The following is an 18,260-nucleotide window of genomic DNA, read 5'->3' as shown; positions in this document are numbered from 1 at the left end:
CTTCACTCCTTATTGGGAGATTCGGAAAACTCTTCGTCAGTTGCGTCCTTGCCGGTCTTGCTGCCGGTTTTATCGCTACTAAAACGGAATTTATCTTTGACGTCCAGCAATTTTTTGATCTTCGAGCCCATTTTCATCAACGAAGACAGCGTCTCCGGCGACAAACGCTGGACGTCGTCGAACCAGGAACTCGACAGCTCAATCAGGTCGTACATCTCGCGCATGCGTTTCTGCGCGTGCTTGTCATCGGGATTGGCCGGTGTTTCCAGCAAGGCATCGCGCAGCATCGACAGCGTCGGCTCGATTTCGCGGCGACGGCGCTCTTCCAGCAAAGCTTTGAAAATGTCCCAGATATCCTTGGGTGGCTCGAAATATTCGCGGCGATCGCCGGGCTGATGGAGTAATTTGACCAGTCGCCAGGATTGCAGCTCTTTCAGCCCCATGCTGACATTTGAGCGTGAAAAGCTCAGATATTCGGCGATCTCGTCGGCATTGAGCGGTTTTGCCTGTACATAGAGCAGGGCGTATATCTGTCCGACGGTGCGATTGATGCCCCAGCGGCTGCCCATTTCGCCGAAGTGGAGGATGAAGCGTTGCATCAGCGGGCTGAGTGTATTGGGTTCCATGACTTATTGAATTTTCAGTAATTACTGAAATATACGACAATTCGAAAATTTAGACAATCGGGAGTATTACCCAGAGAGGCGGAGAGAGCTTTGCGCCAGATCATGCCGACGCGGTTTATGTGCCGGTACGCGAGTAATTGGCGCGAAGACTCATGGCAATGCATCGATAAGCCGCAGCTAAGAGCGATTTGCCGTGGTGAACTGGTGACGAAGCCGTGATAAAGCGCGATAAATCGGATTTCTTGAATTTTTGGAAGGATAAAAAGACAAAAAATGCACTCCGACTCTTATCTGTAGTTGAAAAATTTGGAAGATTTGGAGAGAAGCATCATGGATCAAAGTCTGCATCACCCGACAAAGCGTCGTTTTGTGCGCAAGCTGCCCAACGAAAGTCGTCTCCAGCAAGCCTGGCAATTGAGCAAGGGCGCGATCACCGCGTGGCTGGACGACTTTGCGCCCAGCATGGGAGCGGCGATTGCGTATTACACGATTTTTTCGTTGGCGCCGATGCTGGTGATTGCGATTGCCGTCGCCGGGATGATTTTTGGTCACGACGCCGCACAGGGCGAAATCGTCGGCCAGATTCAGGGCATCGTGGGGATTGAGGGGGCGATGGCCGTACAGGGGTTGCTCAAATCCGTCAGTGAGCCGCGCGACGGCATCATTGCTGCCGGCCTCGGCATCGTGACGCTGGTGATCGGCGCCACCGCTGTGTTTGCCGAGCTGCAAAGTGCGCTCGACCGCATCTGGCGTGTGCCGGCAGTGCCGAGAGAGAGCGGCATCATGCCCCTGATACGCAAGCGTTTGTTGTCGTTCGGATTGATTTTGGGGCTGGGGTTCATGCTGACGATCTCGCTGGTCGCCAGCGCTGGCCTGGCGGCATTGGGGAAGTGGTGGGGCAGCTGGTTCATTGGCTGGGAGATCTTGCTGCAGATCCTCAATTTCCTGATTTCCTTCGTTGTCTTTACGGGACTGTTTTCGGTCATTTACAAATACATGCCGCGTGTGAGTCTGTCATGGCATGACGTGCGCACCGGCGCTATTGCGACCACGCTGCTGTTCATCATCGGCAAATACCTGATCGGTCTCTATCTCGGGCGTACCAGCATGACCTCAGGCTTCGGTGCGGCCGGTTCGTTTGCGTTGTTGCTGGCCTGGATCTACTACTCGGCACAGATTTTTTTGCTGGGGGCGGAATTTACCTGGGTGTATGCCAACAGATATGGATCGCGGTCGGCATCAGCATCGGCATTGGCTTCGACAGAGCAGGTCGCAGGTCCCTAACGGCGACGTGGCCGCACCGAAACGCGCGCGCATGTTAACATCCGGCGCATGAATAACGACGCCATTGCCCAAGCCTATCTGTATTTCCAGCACGGCAAGCTGGAAGCCGCGCATGCCATTCTGCAACCGCTCACGTTGGGCGCTGCCGATTTCAATCTGCTGCATTTGTCCGGTGCGGTGGCAGCAGGCCTTGGTCTGCACGAGCAGGCGATCGACTGGTATGTCCGCGCGCTGGCACTCAAGCCCGGCGATCTGGCGGTCAGCTACAAACTCGGCCGTGTTTTCTATGACGCCGGTCGACGTACTGAAGCGTTAAGCCTATATCTGCAACTGATCGCCTCCGGCGTGCAGCATGCCGACATCTATGTCGCCGCCGCCTTGCTGCTGCAGGATGCTCAACGCAACGACGAAGCCTTGCAGACGCTGGAACATGCCTTGCGTCTGGCGCCGCAAAACGTGGAGATCTGGTATCGCCATGCGGTAGCGCTCGGGCGGCTGCAACGCCATGCCGACGCCTTGCACAGCATCCAGCAGGCAATTTCTCTCGCACCTGACAACCTGCAATATCGCCTCGATCTGGCACTGACGCTCTATCGTCTGCATCGCAACGAGGATGCATTGCTGTGTATCGATCAACTGCTGTCGGCCGCGCCGAATGCCGCCGATGCATGGGCATGCCGGGCGGCCGTGTTGAGCCGTCTGTGCCGCTATGAAGAGTCCATCGCCTGCAGCGAAAAAGCACTCGCACTGCAACCCGGCGATGCGGATTCCAAGGTCAATCTGGCGCTGACCAGTCTGACCTTGGGCAGACTTGACAGTGCGTGGCCGTTGTACGAGTCACGCTGGCAGGGTGAGCTTGCCGATCCGGCACGGCATCAGGATATCCCTCGCTGGAACGGATCACAGGAGGTCGAGGGCAAGACGATTTTGTTGTGGGCGGAGCAGGGCCTGGGCGACACCATTCACTTTTGCCGCTACGCACAGCAAGTCGTAGAACTTGGTGCATTGGTCGTACTGGAAGCCCCGGCAACGTTGACGGCATTGATGGAGACGCTGGCCTCCAGCGGCCGCATTCAAGTCATCACAATCGGGGACGCCGTTCCGCGCGTCGATTTGCAATTGCCGCTGATGAGTTTGCCCGGTGTGTTCGGCACCACGCTGGAAACGATTCCGTCCCGCTCTTCGTATCTGCAAGCGGATACGTCGAAGCAGGCGCAATGGCAGGTTTCGCTGATGCCAAAAAAACACCTGCATGTCATGCGTATCGGCATCGTTTGCTCCGGCAATGCCGGCAATCACAACGACCGCCGCCGCTCGATTCCGCTGGAAGCTTTTGCTCCCTTGCTTGCTGTGCGTGATGACATCGAATTCATCCTGCTGCAACCAGAAATCCGCCAGAGTGATGAAGCTTTTCTGCAAGCTAATCCAACCATTCTCTGGCCTGCGCCGCAGTTGCGCGCATTCGACGACACTGCAGCGTTGATTGCGAATCTGGATTTCGTTATCGGCGTCGATACCGCCGCCATCCATCTGGCCGGAGCGCTCGGCGTGCCGGTGTGGGTGTTGCTATCGAAGGCAGCGGATTGGCGCTGGTTTCTGGAGCGTGACGACAGTCCCTGGTATCCGTCGGCGCGCTTGTTCAGGCAAGCGAACGCCGATGATTGGGGCGAGGTTATCAACCGCGTATGCCAGGCTTTGACGACAGCATCCGCGCAGAAAAAATAATCAGTCCTGGCGGTCCGGGAAAAACAGACTGAAGCTGATCCATCCATCGCCGGTGCATGCCACCGCCGCCGTCCCGCGATGCAGCGTCATGATGGCCTTGACGATAGCCAGACCAAGCCCGTTGGACTCGGTGTATTCGCTGCGTGATTTGTCGCCGCGATAGAAACGGTCGAACATGCGTTCCATCTGCTGCTGCGTCATGGCTGCGCCGCGATTTTCGACGGCGATGGTGACGCCGTCAGCACTGTTTTGCACCTTGATGCGAACCGCAGTGCCTTCTTCACCATAGCGCACGGCATTGACCACCAGGTTGCTGACCGCGCGGCGCCACATGATGAGATTGGCGCGGCAGGCGACACTCTGATTGGCGCTGACTTCAAAATGCATGTCGCGCTCGGCCGCGACGCCTTCAAAATAATCGGCGATCTTATGCAGTTCGTCTGCTAGTGCAATCGGCGTGCGGTCGACGGTGAGATCGGCGTGATCGGCCTGCGCCAGGAACAGGATGTTTTCAATGATGCGCGACAGGCGCGTCAGTTCTTCAAGATTGGATTCCAGTAGCTGTTCATACTCTTCAGTGGTGCGGCGCTTGCCCAGCGTGACTTGTGTCTGGCCCATGAGGATGTTGACCGGCGTGCGGATCTCATGTGCCAGATCGGCGGAGAATTGCGACAGATGTTCGTAACCGTTTTCCAGGCGGTCAAGCATGGCGTTCAAGGCACTGGCAAGCTGACGCAATTCAGCCGGAGCGTCTTCCTCGCGCAGCCGGGTGCTCAGATTGGTCGGCGTGATTTCAGCCGCGCGCCTGCTCATGCGTGTGAGCGGCATCAGATCGCGACGCAATACAGCAAAGCCCAGCACGGCGGTCAGTAATACCGTCAACGCCACCGCTGCGATCACGCGCCACAGATAGACCGTCATCATGCGCGACTCTTGCGTCATGACGTAGGCGGCGACAATTTCCACCGTATCGTTGTGGTTGCCGACGTCGGCCAGCGCGGCCACCCAGCGCACGCGTACGCCATCGGCACGCATGCCGTCATGCAGTGACGTGATTGCCAGCGGCATGCCGATTGCAACAGGCGCCATGGGAGGCGGCGTCAGGTTGTCGGGGTTGATGTTGATGAAAGGCGCTTCACCCTGACGGCGGAAAATACGCACATCCTGCTCGTTGCCGAGCATGCTTTCAAACAGCGCCGGACGCTGTTCCATCTGTTCGACGTTGTAAAGGTCATGCAAGAGGTTGCGGAAATGCTCGACGCGGCCAATCAGCGTGTAGTCGGCGCGGATTTCCAGCGATTGCCGTGCCGAGCTGTAGAGATACATGCCCAGGCCGGTGACGACCAGGCAGGCGATCAGCGCGAAGAGGGCACTGACGCGGAAGGCAAGCGTCCAGGAACGCCATGGTTTCATGCTGATGCTTTCATGGTGTTTCCGAGAACATGTAGCCGATGCTGCGCACGGTATGGATCAGTTTCTTTTCGAAAGGGGCGTCGATCTTCGCACGGAGCCGTTTGACGGCAACGTCGACCACGTTGGTGTCGCTGTCGAAATTCATGTCCCAGACTTGCGAAGCGATCACTGAGCGTGACAAGGCTTCACCACGGCGCTTGATCAGCAGATGCAGCAGCAGGAATTCCTTGTTGGTCAGCACGATATTGACGCCTTGCCGCGTCACCTTGTGGCGTACGTGATCCAGCTGCAGATCGGCCACTTGATATACCTCAGCATCGCGTGTGACGCCGCGCCGCAAGAGGGTGCGGATGCGCAACACCAGTTCAGTGAAAGAGAAGGGTTTGACGAGATAGTCGTCAGCACCCAGTTCCAACCCGCGGATGCGGTCATCCACCTGATCGCGTGCCGTGAGAAAGATGACCGGCAGGTCGCGTTTGGCACGCAGGGCGCTCATGACTTGCCAGCCATCGGTGCCGGGCAGCATGACGTCCAGCACGACCAGGTCGTATTCCTGTTCCATCGCCATATGCAGACCATCGGTGCCGTTGCGGGCCAGATCGACCGTATAGCCGGATTCGCGCAGACCTTTCTTGAGGTAGTCGCCGGTTTTTGGGTCGTCTTCGATGACAAGAATGGCCATACAGGATTCCAGGTGAGTGTTGCAGTGGTGCTGTCGCGATGTTGCAAATTGTTGCGGATGCACCTTACATGGGGGCATTCTAACAAGTCGCTATGGCCTCAACGATGACAAATTTGTCATCAAAATGCCATGTTGATGACACTGCCGATACCCTAGGATGATCGTGCGAGAAAAGTCTTTGCCTTCCGCGATATGATTTACCTGCGATCTGCGCGTTCTATGTTGTTTGTCGCAGTGTTTATACATCCAAGGTGCCTCAAGGCAACAGACCGAACCCATTCATTATTTCAGGAAAACGCCATGCTGATCAAAATCCGTCCCGACCAGATCGATATTCCTCTTGCCTCGGAAATCACACCGCAGGAAGTTTTTGCTTCGCGTCGCGCCTTCATCGCCAAGATGGCGGCAGGTGCTATCGCCGGCGGCGGCATGGGCCTGATTGGATCGGGCAACGCGTTTGCCCAGTCGGCCAACGCCCGCAAACTGGCGGCCAAGCTCAACAGTTCATATGCCGTGATGGACAAGCCGACCGCCTATCAGGATGCGACTACCTACAACAACTACTACGAATTCGGCACCGACAAGTCCGACCCTGCCAAGACCGCAGGGACGCTCAAGACCAATCCCTGGACCGTCAGCATCGAAGGCGAAGTGAAAAAGCCGTTCACGCTGGATCTGGATGCCTTGACCAAACTGGCGCCGCTGGAAGAACGTATCTATCGCCTGCGGTGTGTGGAAGGCTGGTCGATGGTGATTCCATGGATCGGCTATTCGCTGTCGGCGCTGATCAAGAAGGCCGATCCGACGGGCAGCGCCAAGTACATTGAATTCGTCACGCTGGCCGACAAGAAGCAGATGCCCGGCTTGTCCGATCCGATTCTGCAATGGCCGTACACCGAAGGCTTGCGCATGGATGAAGCGAATCATCCGCTGACCTTGCTGACATTGGGTATGTACGGCGAAGTGCTGCCGAACCAGAACGGTGCGCCGGTACGTGTGGTGGTGCCATGGAAATACGGTTTCAAATCGGCTAAATCCATCGTCAAGATCCGCTTCCTCAAGGAACAACCAAAGACCGCCTGGAACATGTACGCCGCGCGGGAATATGGTTTCTATTCCAACGTCAATCCTGAAGTCGATCATCCGCGCTGGTCGCAGGCGACCGAGCGTCGTATCGGTGAAGACGGTTTCTTCGCCCGCAAGCGCAAGACACTGATGTTCAACGGCTACAACGACGTTGCAGGTTTGTACGCCGGCATGGATCTCAAGAAGTATTTTTAAGCAGGGTAGGAAGATGAACGCACTGAACGCATTAAAAACCCTCTCGACGCGGCAGGTCTTGTACCTGCGCAACGTCTTGTTCGTGCTGGCTTTGTTGCCGCTGGCGCGTCTGGTGTTGTTCGTTTTCCTGGACAAGCTCGGCGCCAATCCGATCGAGTTCATCACACGCAACACCGGCGACTGGGCCTTGTACTTTCTGATGATCACGCTGGCGGTTACACCGCTGCGCCGCCTGACGGGATGGAACTGGCTGGTGCGTTTGCGCCGTATGCTGGGCTTGTATGCGTTCTTCTATGTGTTCCTGCATTTCACGATTTTCTTCTGGCTCGATCATTTCTTCGACTTTCAGGAAATGTGGAAGGACATCGTCAAGCGTCCTTTCATCACTGTCGGCGTGCTGGCTTTTGCGTTGCTGATTCCGCTGGCGATCACCAGCACCAATGCCATGGTGCGCCGTCTGGGCGGCAAGCGTTGGCAATGGCTGCATCGCCTGACCTATGTCATCGTGCCGCTGGGTGTGCTGCATTTCTGGTGGGTCAAGGCAGGCAAGAACTTGTTGGCGCAACCGATCCTGTTCACGACTATCGTGGCGGCTTTGCTGCTGATGCGTATCTTGTCGCAAAAGAATCGTCAGCAACTGGTGCAATTGTTTTCCCGGCGTGACGTTGGTGCAGGCGCTGGTGCAGGTTTAGTGAAAGAGAGTAAATGATGAAAGTACATTTTAAAAAAATCGGTTTGCCCGTTCTGATGGCTGTCGCCGCAATGACGGTGCAGATTTCGTCGTCGCAGGCAGCGGAATCCGCGTTCAAGATTCCGGCGCCGAAAAGTGCACCGGCAGCTTCCACCGCGACAAGCGAAACTGTGGTCCTCGCGGGTGGTTGCTTCTGGGGTGTGCAGGCGGTGTTTCAACACACGCTTGGCGTGACCAGCGCCGTGTCTGGCTACGCCGGCGGGAGCAAGGAAAACGCGCGCTACGACATGGTCGGCTCCGGTTCGACCGGACATGCCGAGTCGGTCAGGGTGACCTTTGATCCGCGCAAGATCTCCTACGGCAAGATCTTGCAGATCTACTTCTCCGTCGTGCATGATCCGACGCAGCTCAATCGCCAGGGGCCCGATACGGGCACGCAATATCGTTCCGCAATCTTCTATCAGAGCGACGATCAGAAGCGTATTGCAGCCGACTATATCGCCCAGCTTGATGCGGCGAAAGTCTATCCGGCGCGCATCGTTACGCAATTGACACCGCTGCAGCCGGCGGCGTTTTATCCTGCTGAAGACTACCATCAGGACTTCGCCACACTGCATCCGCAACAGGGCTATATCGCACGTTACGATTTGCCCAAGATCGAAAATTTCAAACAGATGTATCCCTCCGACTATCGCGCCGCGCCGGTCACAGTCTTCCGCAATTAATTTGTCCTGATTGCTTCCGTCCGCCCGGACGGAAGCATGACAAATTTGTCACCGCTTTGTCATCCGTTTAACCCCGCTCGGCTTCTAGACTGATCGTATGAACTGCTTACAGGTTAATTCACCTGTGGAGCTGTCTTGATGCGATCAACAGAAAAAGAGGAGGTTTTAATGCAAACAACACTGACGACAATGAACCGTCTGGTACGTCCACACCGCCACATCGCAGCAGCGGCCATGGTCGCCGGTTCGGTAGTCATGGCGGCGGTTTTCTTATGTACAAGCGGCAACGCCATTGCTCAGGATATGCAGGATATGCAGGGGATGCAAGGAATGCACCATCATCATGGTGCAGAACCGGCTGATGCCGCTGCCACCACTGTTAAAGATATGCCACCAGTCTTCATCGCCAGCACCGCAAAACCATTTGCCGGTTTGATGGACGATGCCATGGCCGTCATGGATCACGGCATGACACATGCACCGATGAACGGCAACGCCGAGCACGATTTCATCACCATGATGATGCCGCATCACCAGGGCGCAGTGGATATGGCCAAAGCGGTGCTGCTGTATTCCGACGATCCGGAAATTCGCAATCTCGCGCTCGGCATCATCACCGAACAACAAAACGAAATTCGCGTCATGCAGGCGTGGCTTCAGCATCACGCTGACGACACCGGCAAGACAGGCAAGTAGATTTTCACGCAGTCGCTTCGCTTTTTTGCATTCTTTTTTATACCAACATCAGGGACAACATCGACATGAAAAAAATCTCTCTCATCGCCAGCGCGGTGTCCGTATTGTTTGCTCAGGCGGCGTGGGCGCTGCCATCGGCGCAGGATCGCGTGTACACCGCCGACCAGAACAGCAACACCGTCACCGTCATCAACCCGGCAACCAACACGCTGGTCGGTCAAATCCGTCTGGGGAATCCGCGTCCCGATGTGTTGTCGCCGCTGTACAAGGGGCAGATCAACGTGCACGGGATGGGCTTCTCGCCGGATCACAAGACCTTGCTGGTTGTGTCCAACGGGTCCAACTCGGTGACCTTCATTGATACGGCCACCAATCAGGTCAAAGGCACCACTTATGTCGGCCGTTCGCCGCATGAAGGTTTCTTCAGCGCCGATGGCAAGGAAGTGTGGGTAGTGGTGCGCGGCGAAGATTACATCTCGGTGATCGATCCGGTCAGCTTCAAGGAGACGCGCCGCATCCAGACCGGGGTCGGTCCGGGCATGGTGCAGTTCATGCCGGATGGAAAACTGGCGTTCGCGGTATCGAGCTTCACGCCGCAAGTTGATGTGATCGACGTCAAATCGCATCAAGTGATCAAGAAGATCGACGTGGTCAGTCCGTTTTCACCTTTCCTGCAATTCACGCCGGACTACAAGGAAATGTGGATGACACACAAGGATGTCGGCAAGGTCACACGTATCGACACCAGGACGATGGAAGTGACCGGCGTCATCGATACGGGCTTCATCACCAACCATCTTGCCTTTGCCAAGGTGGACGGCAAGGTGCTGGCGTATGTAACGATCGGTGGCGAGAACGTGGTCAAGGTGTTCACCACCGACAAGGTGGCCAAGCTGGCGGCGACCATTCCGACCGGCGCATTGCCGCACGGGATCTGGACTTCCGATGACAGCAGCCGCATCTATGTGGGGTTGGAAAACGGCGACGGTGTCGAAGTCATCGACCCGGCCAGCAACAAGGTGATCGCGCATGTCGGCGGCGGACAAGCGCCGCAAGCACTGGTGTATCTGTCGCATGTGGCAGGAGCGGATGGCGGTACGGGCAATCTGGTGCCGCGTGTCAACAGCGATCCGCTGAACATTCGTCTGCAGCCGGTAGTCCAGTCCGCGGAACCGGCGCGCGGTTTTGTCGTGTCGCGTAATCTGGGTGTGATCGATGCGTTGGAAGTGTCGTTGTTCAAGCTCAAGCCACAGACCACGTACAGCGTTTATCTGGACGGCCAGCCGGCGCCGGTGGCGCGCTTTCTTACCGATGCCAAGGGTGTCGCCAACGGTACCGCCATCGGGCCGTTGCGGGAACCTGCAGCGCCCGGCGCATCGCCGGTTGCAACGACCGGCTCCAGCCGCGTCATCGTGATGGAAGGCAATCAGCCGGCTGATGCCGCCAAGGCAGTGCTGGTCGAAATGAAGCAGTAATCCTGCCTGGCGAAATTCAAGCAGGTGTGAGCGGAGAAACCGGGAACAGATAGCGGCGACGCATCAATCCCGGGATCTCTGCCGCCGGCAGCGGGTGCGAGATGTAATAACCTTGTACTTCGTCGCAGCCGAGTGCTTGCAGCAGTTGCAGTTGCTGCACGGTTTCCACGCCTTCCGCCACGACGGTCATATGGAGGGCATGCGCCATGGAGACGATGGCATTGAAGAAGACTTCGCCTTCAGCGCGTACGCCCAGCTCGGCAGTGAAGGCCTTGTCGACTTTCAGCACATCGAGATCGAGACGCTGCAATTGCGACAGTGACGAATAGCCGGTACCAAAATCATCGACCAATAATTTGATCCCCAGCTCCTGGAAGGATGCCAGCTCTTCAGCGATTTCAAGCGTGTCGGCCATCATGCAGGATTCGGTCAGCTCGATTTCTATTTGTGCCGGATCGATGGCGTAGTCCCTGAGCGCGGTGGCGATGATGGTATTAAGATTGCCCTGATTGAGTTGGCGCGAAGAGACGTTGACCGAGGTCGGCAATGCCGGTAATCCTTCCGCCCTCCATTGCGCCAGTTGTGCGCAGGCCTTGCGGATAATCAACTCGCCGAGCATGAGGATCAGACCGGTTTCTTCCGCGACCGGAATAAACTCCAGCGGCGACACCATGCCGCGTACCGGGTGCTGCCAACGCGCAAGCGCTTCCATGCTGCAGAATTCGCCGGTCGCCGTGTTCACGCGAGGCTGGAAGTGCAGGACGAACTCGTCGCGTTCAATTGCCAGACGCAGGGCATTTTCATTTTCCAGTTTGATCTGCAGGCGTTCGGACAATTGCGGCTGGTAGAAACGGAAGCGCTTTTTACCGTCGGATTTGGCCGCATGCATGGCGGTGTCAGCATGTTTAAGCAAGGCATCGACGCTGTCGCCATCGCGCGGATACATGCTGATACCAATCGACAGACTGACTTGCAACACACTCTGGTTGGACAGCATGATGGGGCGGGAGAAAGCCTGCAAGATACTTTCGGCAAGTTGAGCGGCGTCTTCGATACTACCGGTTTGTTGCTGGATGATGGTGAACGCGTCACCGCTGAATCGAACCAGTTCGTTCTTCATCGTCAATTGCGGACGCGGGTTATCGGGCGCTGCCGCGGCTGCGGCAGCATTCGCAGCGAGCAGTTCTTGCAGGCGCTGCGTGACCGAGCGCAAGAGCATGTCGCCACTGGAGTGGCCCATGGTGTCATTGATGTTCTTGAAGTCATCCAGATCCAGGAACAGCACGGCAAAGCCGCGTCGTTCACTGGCAGCTTCATTGAGCACCTTGTGGAGATGGTCGATCACCCAGTGACGATTGTGCAGACCTGTCAGTTCGTCGGTATTGATTTGTTCGAGCAGAGCAAGTTCATGCGCTTTGGCTTCACTGATGTCGCGCACGGTGATCACGAGGCCGAGCTTGTTGCGCACCATCTTGCGATATAGCCAGACCGACGTCAGCGGGCTGTCGTCGGGGATCATGTACTCGTCTTCGTAAAAGCCGACCTCCATGGCTTTCTGAAACGTCGGCAGCAGCTTGACGAAATACGCCGGCGAGTAATGCCGTGACATATAGCTGCCAATGAATTCAGCCTTGTTTTTTCCGAAGACAGTCGCGCCGCGTTCATTGCAATCGAGTACTTCAAAGTCAATCACTTTGCCGTCCTTGTTACGTACCGCACGCCACATGTAGAAGCCGTCATTGCCTCCTTCGGTGACGACACCGTAGGCTTCGCGCGCTTTCTCGGCTTCGCGCTTGCGAATGGCAAGGCGCAGCGACAGCAGCGTGCCGACCAATGCGCACAACGCGAGGAAGATCGAGCAGGCCGTTGCGATGACGGTGTAATCGTTTGCGCGCTCGCGGAAGGATGCGTAGATATCCTTGGTCGACATGCCGGTCACGGCAAGCAGGGGATAGTCGTGCAGGGCATACCACGAGACGATGCGCTCTTCTCCGTCGCTGAACACGGAGCCCGGCATGACACTTACGCCGCTATCGCCCGTAAATGCCGGCAGGGATTTGAAGATGTTTTGCCGGGCTATTATCGCGTCGGTTGTACGTGATACCAGTGCAGTACCGTCCTGCTTGAACAGCGCCATGAAATCATTTTTGCCGATGGCTGAATCATCCTGCGAAGGCGCGAGGAACGCCGGCTCCACGGCCACCATCACCAGTCCGTCGAATGTCCCATCGGCGGTGTCGAGGCGGCGCGAAAAACGAATCAGCGTGCGCTGCGAACGCAAACCAACCGATGGATTGCTGATGAGCAATCCCCTGTTCGGATGTGTTTTGTGCGTAATGAAATAATCGCGCTCTGCAACGTTGACCAGATTTTTCAGCGGCAGCGAGCTGGTTTTCAACGTGCCGTCACGATCGGAAATCGTGGCATATAACAAGGCTGCCGTCGGATAAAGACCTTGCCGTTGCTGGTCTTCCACGCTCAGGTGCCCATTGGTATAGGTCCAGTAGTACTTGAGATTAAGTGTGATTTGGTCAACCTGAGAGACCGAGCGGGCCAACTGATCGGCATACGATTTGGAATGTGCACGAGCTTCTTGCATCGCTGTCTTGCCGATTTCGGCTTCCCGGTCGCTGAGCCGGGATAGCAGCAGGGACCACATCAATATGGCAAGAAGCAGGCAGCCAACAGGCCACGAGAGAATGCTGAGAACTTTGAGTAAACGCTTCTTCACTGTCGTCTGCTTATAGAGTGATATCTCGTTGTGATGTGAATGCACATAATGTGTGATCGGCCCGGGCGATGTGATTCTTTAATCCATTTTGTTTTTATTGATCTGCACCGGGCAGATTTGATATAGGTAAATGATTATATAGAAACGTTCGTTTTGTTTATATGATTCTGCACATCAAGAGAGGCGATCATCGCTCCTGTTTGGGAGGTGCAAATGGATGGATGCATTGTCCGCATCGTGGTCGTGAATTGTGTTTTGCGTGGTGACAATCCGTCCGACAATCTGCCACGCGATTGGCGCTATAGTCTCGATAGTCGTCGGCAAGAAGTTGGGCTGCAACTGCAGCAGCGAGCCCGCCGCGAACCGGAGGATTACTAGTATCGGTTATCGCCGATGCCGTTAATGATGCATGCGCGGACGATAGCGGCTGATCTCAATTGCACTGGCTGCGAGACATTCTCTTGCAGTTCCAGATCCTGACGCCGAGGGCGCACCAGATCAGGAAGATCATCATATTAGCCGGCAGCCACACGAGTTGCAGCCAGACGTAATAGCGCATCCAGTCGCTCCAGTGCTCGGCATGCTCCACGTTGCCCAGACCAAGCCAGGGAACCGGACCTTTGACCGTGACGTATTGCGACCAGCCGAGAATGACCAGCACCGGAATTAATATAAAACTCCAGAAGAACCATGTGCGATGTACCGCCACACGGCAAGAGCCTGCGTTGGCGCTGCACAGCGTATTGTGGTGATCGTTGCGCTCATCGCGGCCATCATGAGGATTGTTCAGATTGACGGTATGGTTTGCGACATCGTTTTGCATAGTGCCCCCGCATTTGCAAACTGGCTTGGTTGAATTTGTTTGGTTTCTTATTTCTTCGCAGCGCTATCGCGTGGGATCACGTCATGGCAGCATTCATGTCAACAGCCCGTTCGCGCCATGGCGAACGGTGATGTGCCGCTTGCCGGACCAACATTGCGACGCGTCACGGCGAATGGACAAGGAAGGTATCAGCGAAAATAGGCGTAAAGGAGCGGACCAAAGAGAACGCGGAACGACGCGTGACAGCACGGCCGGGCTGCACAAATGCATGCGGTTCTCTGGCTGACTGGAAGCAGCCAAACGGTGACAAGGCATTTACGGTTCTCGCTGATGTGACAGACCCATCCTTGTTATTGTGAGCAAAACGGCACTCACGGCAACCTGGACAGACAAGTTTGTTATGCAATAGGAAAAACAAGACGATACGTTTCGTCTTGAATTTTAGGTGCAAAATTCCTACTACGCAACAAAACTTACGAGAATGTTGTTAAATTAATTCGGTTTTTGGTTTTGAGGGGGAGATGCCGTCGAGCACCAGGGCAACGTGCAAGTCAATATGACGCTCGTCGATACCGGCATGACGCATCAGCATGCGCTGAATAATCGGGCCGTAAAGCAGATCGAAAACGACGTCGAAGTCGAGATCATCCTTGAACTCACCGTTTTTAATACCACGCAACAGGACTTGTTTGGCGGCACTGCGACGTGGATCAAGGAAGTTGTCATTGAACAGACGCATGGTTTCTGCGTCGAATTGCGACAGGCCGATCATTTCACATACGACACGGCCGGTTTTGCCGCGGTAAAGCTTGGCCAGTTTGCGGATCTGGTTCTCGACGTCATGACGTGCCGATTCTGTTTCCGGAAAGGCCACGGTAGGACCGACTTCGCGCAGCAAGGCTTCCATGGCCAGCGAACTCTTGTTGGGCCACCAGCGATAAATCGTCGCCTTGCCGACACCCGCGCGCGCAGCCACACCTTCCAGAGAAAGCTTGTCGAACCCGATTTCATCCAGCAGGACACACGTGGCGTCAAGGATGGCGTCATGGGTTGCAGGGTTGCGGCGTCTGCCTGTAGCGGGATCAGGCATATAGGTGAGAGAAATGGTCATGCTCCAATAAGGAAGTGCAGTCTGTCTACAGCCTATATCGGTCGCATATGTCACAACTTGAGAAAGAAACGGCTCCTGCACCAACTTTTCATAACATTTTTTTACATACCGTTTGGAATGAGGCTGCCGGCGAGGCGTCGCCTGCAGGATGCGAAGTCTGCCGGTTATTTCACGTGATTAGTAAAATTGCGATGCGGCAATATCTTCTCTTGCCGGAGATCTTCAGCCATGCCATGCAAATTAACGACGCAGCAACAAGGTCTTTCCGGATTCGTTGATAAAAATCAGCAAGCCCATCAACACCAGAAAGCCTGCCAGTAATCCTGTCGCATTGAGCAGCACGTGCGGATAACCAAGTTCATTCACATTGATGAACGGGTAGGGATAAAAACCGGACATGCCGCCACGCCACAAGGTGATGAACAGATAGGACAGCGGATAAATCAGCCACAGCAGGCTTTTCTTCAGGCTGGGCTGGAAGCGCGGCACGAAAAAAATCCAATACACCATCGACAGGAGTGGTGTCACCGTATGCAGGCTTTCGTTGACCAGGGCGCGAAAGCCGGTCGGCTGCCATAGCTGGCGCAGTAACAGGTTATAAGCGATGCCGACAAAAATCATATACGCCACCACCGCCGTGATGACTTGCGGCTTGCGAAAGAAGCTGCTGATCGGATTGCTGTTGCGCAAGGCCAGTGCAGAAAAGCTGACGGCGCTGAGCAGGATCGTCAGATTGGTCAGGTAACTCGTCAAGCGCTCCACGCCATCCAGTACGGTCATGCCGCGTACCAGCACACGGTCAATGGTGATGTCGGTCTGGGCGCTCAGTGCAAACCAGCTGATGACGGCAATGAGCAGCGCCAGCATGCAGGAGAGAGTGGAGAGTTGGCGATCGGGGAATATTTCGGCGGACAGTGTTGGTTCGGACGTAGACATCGCAGGCTAAAAAGGTGGCGTCATGAAGGGGCTCGTAGAACGGAAATCGTGCACAGCTCAGGGAGCATTGAATCACGATATGGAGTGGCATGGCCACAGATTGTTCCCGCCAGGCGCTCAGTTCACGGCGTTTTACACCTGCTTGCTTGTCACTTGTCGACGCGTGCCGGGGGCGGCCTGGCGGCAAGTTTTCGGCTCTTCTTCCTGAATGTGTCTGTTCTGGCCGAGCGTTGTGTCAGATGAAAACGAAGTCTTCATTCTGATTTGGCACCAGCCTAATGGTTTGCAGCAGTTGGAACAAAAGTGATGCCCCGATGGGCAACGTGATGACGCCGATAGTAACCAACATGATGCGCTCCCTGTTTAGCACGATAGTGCGAAATTAACTTAAAAAAACGCAAAAACGAATTTTTGCCCGGAAAAACAAACCGGCGAACCTGCTAAAAGCTGCTGCCGGATAGAACTCAATGCTCAATGCGAAATCAACCGTGATAGTTAAAGCTGCGGTACGTTGAGATCAGGCGTTCATACGCCGTCTGCACGCGCTCCAGTGCCTTGGGGTCACGCAGGAAACGGGCATCATGCATCAGCCCGACCATCAGACAATACAGCTCGAACACCAACTGTTCCGGATCGGTATCGGGACGCAGCTGGCCTTCTTCCAAGGCCTGTTCCACCGTCCGATGCAGCATGCCACGCCATTGCATGATGTTCTGCTTGATACGATCGCGCATCGGATTGTCGACGTCGTCATATTCAAAGGCGCCGGCGATATAGAGGCAACCGACTTCATTGCTCGTGCGCCGCAGCCAGTTGCGAATCATCGCGTTCAGGCGCGGCAGCCCGCGCGGCAAGGTCATCGCCGGCTTGAAAATTTCTTCAACGAAACGACGGTCGAACTCATCCAGTACCGCTTGCTGCAATGCCTCGCGCGAACCGACTCGCGAGAACACTCCGCTCTTGCTGATGCTCAGGCGCTTGGCGACTTCGCCCAGTGACAAGGCTTCCAGGCCTTCGTTTTGCGCCATATCAAGGGCGGTGTCGACGATGGCTGCCAGGGTGAGTTCGCTTTTGGCGGTACGGGGAATGACGGTATCCATGTGACGTAATTTAGCACACATGTGCGAAATGTAAAGATGGATCTTCTGAAATAAGGAAGGCGCGTAGAACTACGGTATCTGGACGTTGCATACCAGCATAAATGATGCTGCGTGGAAATTATTTTGTGAATTACGGCCGCAGTCGCTGCAGTGCTGCCGATGTTTCCGCATCGGCGGGGAAGAAACATTCCATCGCCAGCTCTGACAAGGTGATGTCGACCGGCGTACCGAAGATCGTCGTCGTGCTGAAAAATGACAGCAGGCCGTGTTCCGTCTTCAGTTGAAAAGGCACAGCCACGGCGGCGTAGGGCGAGAGTGCCTGTTCATGCGATTGTGCGTCGTGGCCGGGCGTCGGATAGGCGTGCAACTCCTTGTTCAGATCAATCAGGACAGGATCAGCGCTTAAGGCAATTTGCTGGCGCAGACGATCCAGCATGTGCTGCCGCCATTCCGCGAAGTTGGCAATACGAGGCGCCAGTCCTTGCGGATGCAACGTCAGGCGCATGACATTGACTGGCGCTTCCAGCAGCGCAGGCTCAACGCCAGCCAGCAACAGAGGAATGATGCGATTGGCAGAAACCAGATTCCAGTGACGGTCGACCGCCAACGCAGGAAACGGCTCATGCCCGGTGAGGATTTGGTCGATCGCCTTGCGTGCCGCCAGCAAAGCGGGGTCATTCAGTGCCCGCTCCGGAAACAGCGGGGCGAAGCCGCCGGCCATCAGCAATGCATTACGTTCGCGCAAAGGGATTTCCAATCGTTCTGCGAGACGCAGCAGCATTTCACGACTGGCTTGCGAGCGGCCGGTTTCCAGAAAACTCAGATGGCGCGTCGAAATTTCTGCCTCACAGGCCAGGTCGAGCTGACTCATGCGGCGGCGCAGGCGCCAGTCGCGCAACATGTCGCTGACCGACCGCGCGGGCGAGGAGGGAGGCGAGAGCGTAGGTGTCGTGATCATGCG

At 55.8% G+C, this 18,260-nt stretch carries 16 protein-coding genes; 7 read left to right on the top strand and 9 right to left on the bottom strand.

Annotated elements, in window-relative coordinates:
* Positions 1 to 2: 2 nt before the first annotated feature.
* Positions 3 to 626 carry a GbsR/MarR family transcriptional regulator gene (locus hmeg3_RS15015; RefSeq protein ID WP_094564429.1) on the bottom strand — a complete coding sequence of 208 codons (624 nt, stop codon included), beginning with the start codon at positions 624 to 626 and terminating at the stop codon, positions 3 to 5.
* A gap of 330 nt (positions 627 to 956) precedes the next feature.
* Here hmeg3_RS15015 and hmeg3_RS15010 point away from each other — a divergent pair, with 330 nt between their 5' ends.
* Positions 957 to 1,910: a YihY/virulence factor BrkB family protein gene (locus hmeg3_RS15010; RefSeq protein ID WP_094564428.1), complete on the top strand. Its 954-nt coding sequence runs from the start codon at positions 957 to 959 to the stop codon at positions 1,908 to 1,910.
* Positions 1,911 to 1,958: 48 nt separating this feature from the next.
* Positions 1,959 to 3,635: a tetratricopeptide repeat protein gene (locus hmeg3_RS15005; protein WP_094564427.1), complete on the top strand. Its 1,677-nt coding sequence runs from the start codon at positions 1,959 to 1,961 to the stop codon at positions 3,633 to 3,635.
* On the opposite strand, the gene hmeg3_RS15000 is transcribed toward hmeg3_RS15005, so the two are convergent.
* Entirely contained in the window at positions 3,636 to 5,048 is a 1,413-nt protein-coding gene (locus tag hmeg3_RS15000; protein WP_094564426.1) for a heavy metal sensor histidine kinase, read from the bottom strand. It abuts the gene before it with no gap.
* Positions 5,049 to 5,058: 10 nt separating this feature from the next.
* Entirely contained in the window at positions 5,059 to 5,730 is a 672-nt protein-coding gene (locus hmeg3_RS14995; protein ID WP_007878153.1) for a heavy metal response regulator transcription factor, read from the bottom strand.
* Between the two features lie 300 nt (positions 5,731 to 6,030).
* On the opposite strand from hmeg3_RS14995, the gene msrP reads away from it, so the two are divergent.
* From msrP to hmeg3_RS14970, 5 genes are all read left to right on the top strand, one after another.
* Entirely contained in the window at positions 6,031 to 7,011 is a 981-nt protein-coding gene (gene msrP, locus hmeg3_RS14990) for a protein-methionine-sulfoxide reductase catalytic subunit MsrP (RefSeq protein ID WP_094564425.1), read from the top strand.
* A 13-nt stretch (positions 7,012 to 7,024) separates the two neighbouring features.
* Positions 7,025 to 7,720, top strand: a complete 696-nt coding sequence (locus hmeg3_RS14985; protein WP_094564424.1) for a sulfite oxidase heme-binding subunit YedZ — start codon at positions 7,025 to 7,027, stop codon at positions 7,718 to 7,720.
* On the top strand, positions 7,717 to 8,427 hold the full coding sequence (gene msrA, locus hmeg3_RS14980; RefSeq protein ID WP_094564423.1) for a peptide-methionine (S)-S-oxide reductase MsrA: 711 nt from the start codon (positions 7,717 to 7,719) through the stop codon (positions 8,425 to 8,427). Before hmeg3_RS14985 ends, msrA begins: the two co-directional genes overlap by 4 nt.
* 303 nt (positions 8,428 to 8,730) lie before the next feature.
* The gene (locus hmeg3_RS14975; protein ID WP_369828891.1) at positions 8,731 to 9,123 is read left to right on the top strand and encodes a DUF305 domain-containing protein; all 393 of its coding nucleotides are present in this window, start codon (positions 8,731 to 8,733) and stop codon (positions 9,121 to 9,123) included.
* A 65-nt stretch (positions 9,124 to 9,188) separates the two neighbouring features.
* Entirely contained in the window at positions 9,189 to 10,598 is a 1,410-nt protein-coding gene (locus hmeg3_RS14970) for a hypothetical protein (RefSeq protein ID WP_094564422.1), read from the top strand.
* Positions 10,599 to 10,614: 16 nt separating this feature from the next.
* Here hmeg3_RS14970 and hmeg3_RS14965 read toward each other — a convergent pair whose 3' ends face one another.
* From hmeg3_RS14965 to hmeg3_RS14940, 6 genes are all read right to left on the bottom strand, one after another.
* Complete coding sequence (locus hmeg3_RS14965) at positions 10,615 to 13,329, bottom strand: EAL domain-containing protein (protein WP_094564421.1); 2,715 nt, start codon at positions 13,327 to 13,329, stop codon at positions 10,615 to 10,617.
* A gap of 433 nt (positions 13,330 to 13,762) precedes the next feature.
* Positions 13,763 to 14,152: a hypothetical protein gene (locus hmeg3_RS14960; protein WP_232511656.1), complete on the bottom strand. Its 390-nt coding sequence runs from the start codon at positions 14,150 to 14,152 to the stop codon at positions 13,763 to 13,765.
* A gap of 487 nt (positions 14,153 to 14,639) precedes the next feature.
* Positions 14,640 to 15,263: a TetR/AcrR family transcriptional regulator gene (locus tag hmeg3_RS14955; RefSeq protein WP_094564420.1), complete on the bottom strand. Its 624-nt coding sequence runs from the start codon at positions 15,261 to 15,263 to the stop codon at positions 14,640 to 14,642.
* Positions 15,264 to 15,503: 240 nt separating this feature from the next.
* Complete coding sequence (locus tag hmeg3_RS14950; protein ID WP_094564419.1) at positions 15,504 to 16,199, bottom strand: Pr6Pr family membrane protein; 696 nt, start codon at positions 16,197 to 16,199, stop codon at positions 15,504 to 15,506.
* A gap of 482 nt (positions 16,200 to 16,681) precedes the next feature.
* A complete protein-coding gene (locus hmeg3_RS14945; RefSeq protein ID WP_094564418.1) occupies positions 16,682 to 17,299 on the bottom strand; it encodes a TetR/AcrR family transcriptional regulator in 618 nt (205 codons plus the stop codon).
* 130 nt (positions 17,300 to 17,429) lie between these two features.
* Positions 17,430 to 18,257, bottom strand: coding sequence for a helix-turn-helix domain-containing protein (locus hmeg3_RS14940; RefSeq protein WP_232511655.1), 828 nt, complete (start codon positions 18,255 to 18,257; stop codon positions 17,430 to 17,432).
* Between the last annotated feature and the right edge of the window lie 3 nt (positions 18,258 to 18,260).

This window comes from Herbaspirillum sp. meg3 (assembly GCF_002257565.1).
In the GTDB taxonomy this organism is placed as follows: domain Bacteria; phylum Pseudomonadota; class Gammaproteobacteria; order Burkholderiales; family Burkholderiaceae_D; genus Herbaspirillum.
This window is presented reverse-complemented; position numbering and strand designations above follow the sequence as displayed.

Excerpts from the sequence above, each read along its gene's own strand:
- hmeg3_RS15015 (WP_094564429.1), bottom strand. The coding sequence starts at position 626 with ATGGAACCCAATACACTCAGCCCGCTGATGCAACGCTTCATCCTCCAC.
- hmeg3_RS15010 (WP_094564428.1), top strand. The coding sequence starts at position 957 with ATGGATCAAAGTCTGCATCACCCGACAAAGCGTCGTTTTGTGCGCAAG.
- hmeg3_RS15005 (WP_094564427.1), top strand. The coding sequence starts at position 1,959 with ATGAATAACGACGCCATTGCCCAAGCCTATCTGTATTTCCAGCACGGC.
- hmeg3_RS15000 (WP_094564426.1), bottom strand. The coding sequence starts at position 5,048 with ATGAAACCATGGCGTTCCTGGACGCTTGCCTTCCGCGTCAGTGCCCTC.
- hmeg3_RS14995 (WP_007878153.1), bottom strand. The coding sequence starts at position 5,730 with ATGGCCATTCTTGTCATCGAAGACGACCCAAAAACCGGCGACTACCTC.
- msrP (WP_094564425.1), top strand. The coding sequence starts at position 6,031 with ATGCTGATCAAAATCCGTCCCGACCAGATCGATATTCCTCTTGCCTCG.
- hmeg3_RS14985 (WP_094564424.1), top strand. The coding sequence starts at position 7,025 with ATGAACGCACTGAACGCATTAAAAACCCTCTCGACGCGGCAGGTCTTG.
- msrA (WP_094564423.1), top strand. The coding sequence starts at position 7,717 with ATGATGAAAGTACATTTTAAAAAAATCGGTTTGCCCGTTCTGATGGCT.
- hmeg3_RS14975 (WP_369828891.1), top strand. The coding sequence starts at position 8,731 with ATGCAGGATATGCAGGGGATGCAAGGAATGCACCATCATCATGGTGCA.
- hmeg3_RS14970 (WP_094564422.1), top strand. The coding sequence starts at position 9,189 with ATGAAAAAAATCTCTCTCATCGCCAGCGCGGTGTCCGTATTGTTTGCT.
- hmeg3_RS14960 (WP_232511656.1), bottom strand. The coding sequence starts at position 14,152 with ATGCAAAACGATGTCGCAAACCATACCGTCAATCTGAACAATCCTCAT.
- hmeg3_RS14955 (WP_094564420.1), bottom strand. The coding sequence starts at position 15,263 with ATGACCATTTCTCTCACCTATATGCCTGATCCCGCTACAGGCAGACGC.
- hmeg3_RS14950 (WP_094564419.1), bottom strand. The coding sequence starts at position 16,199 with ATGTCTACGTCCGAACCAACACTGTCCGCCGAAATATTCCCCGATCGC.
- hmeg3_RS14945 (WP_094564418.1), bottom strand. The coding sequence starts at position 17,299 with ATGGATACCGTCATTCCCCGTACCGCCAAAAGCGAACTCACCCTGGCA.
- hmeg3_RS14940 (WP_232511655.1), bottom strand. The coding sequence starts at position 18,257 with ATGATCACGACACCTACGCTCTCGCCTCCCTCCTCGCCCGCGCGGTCG.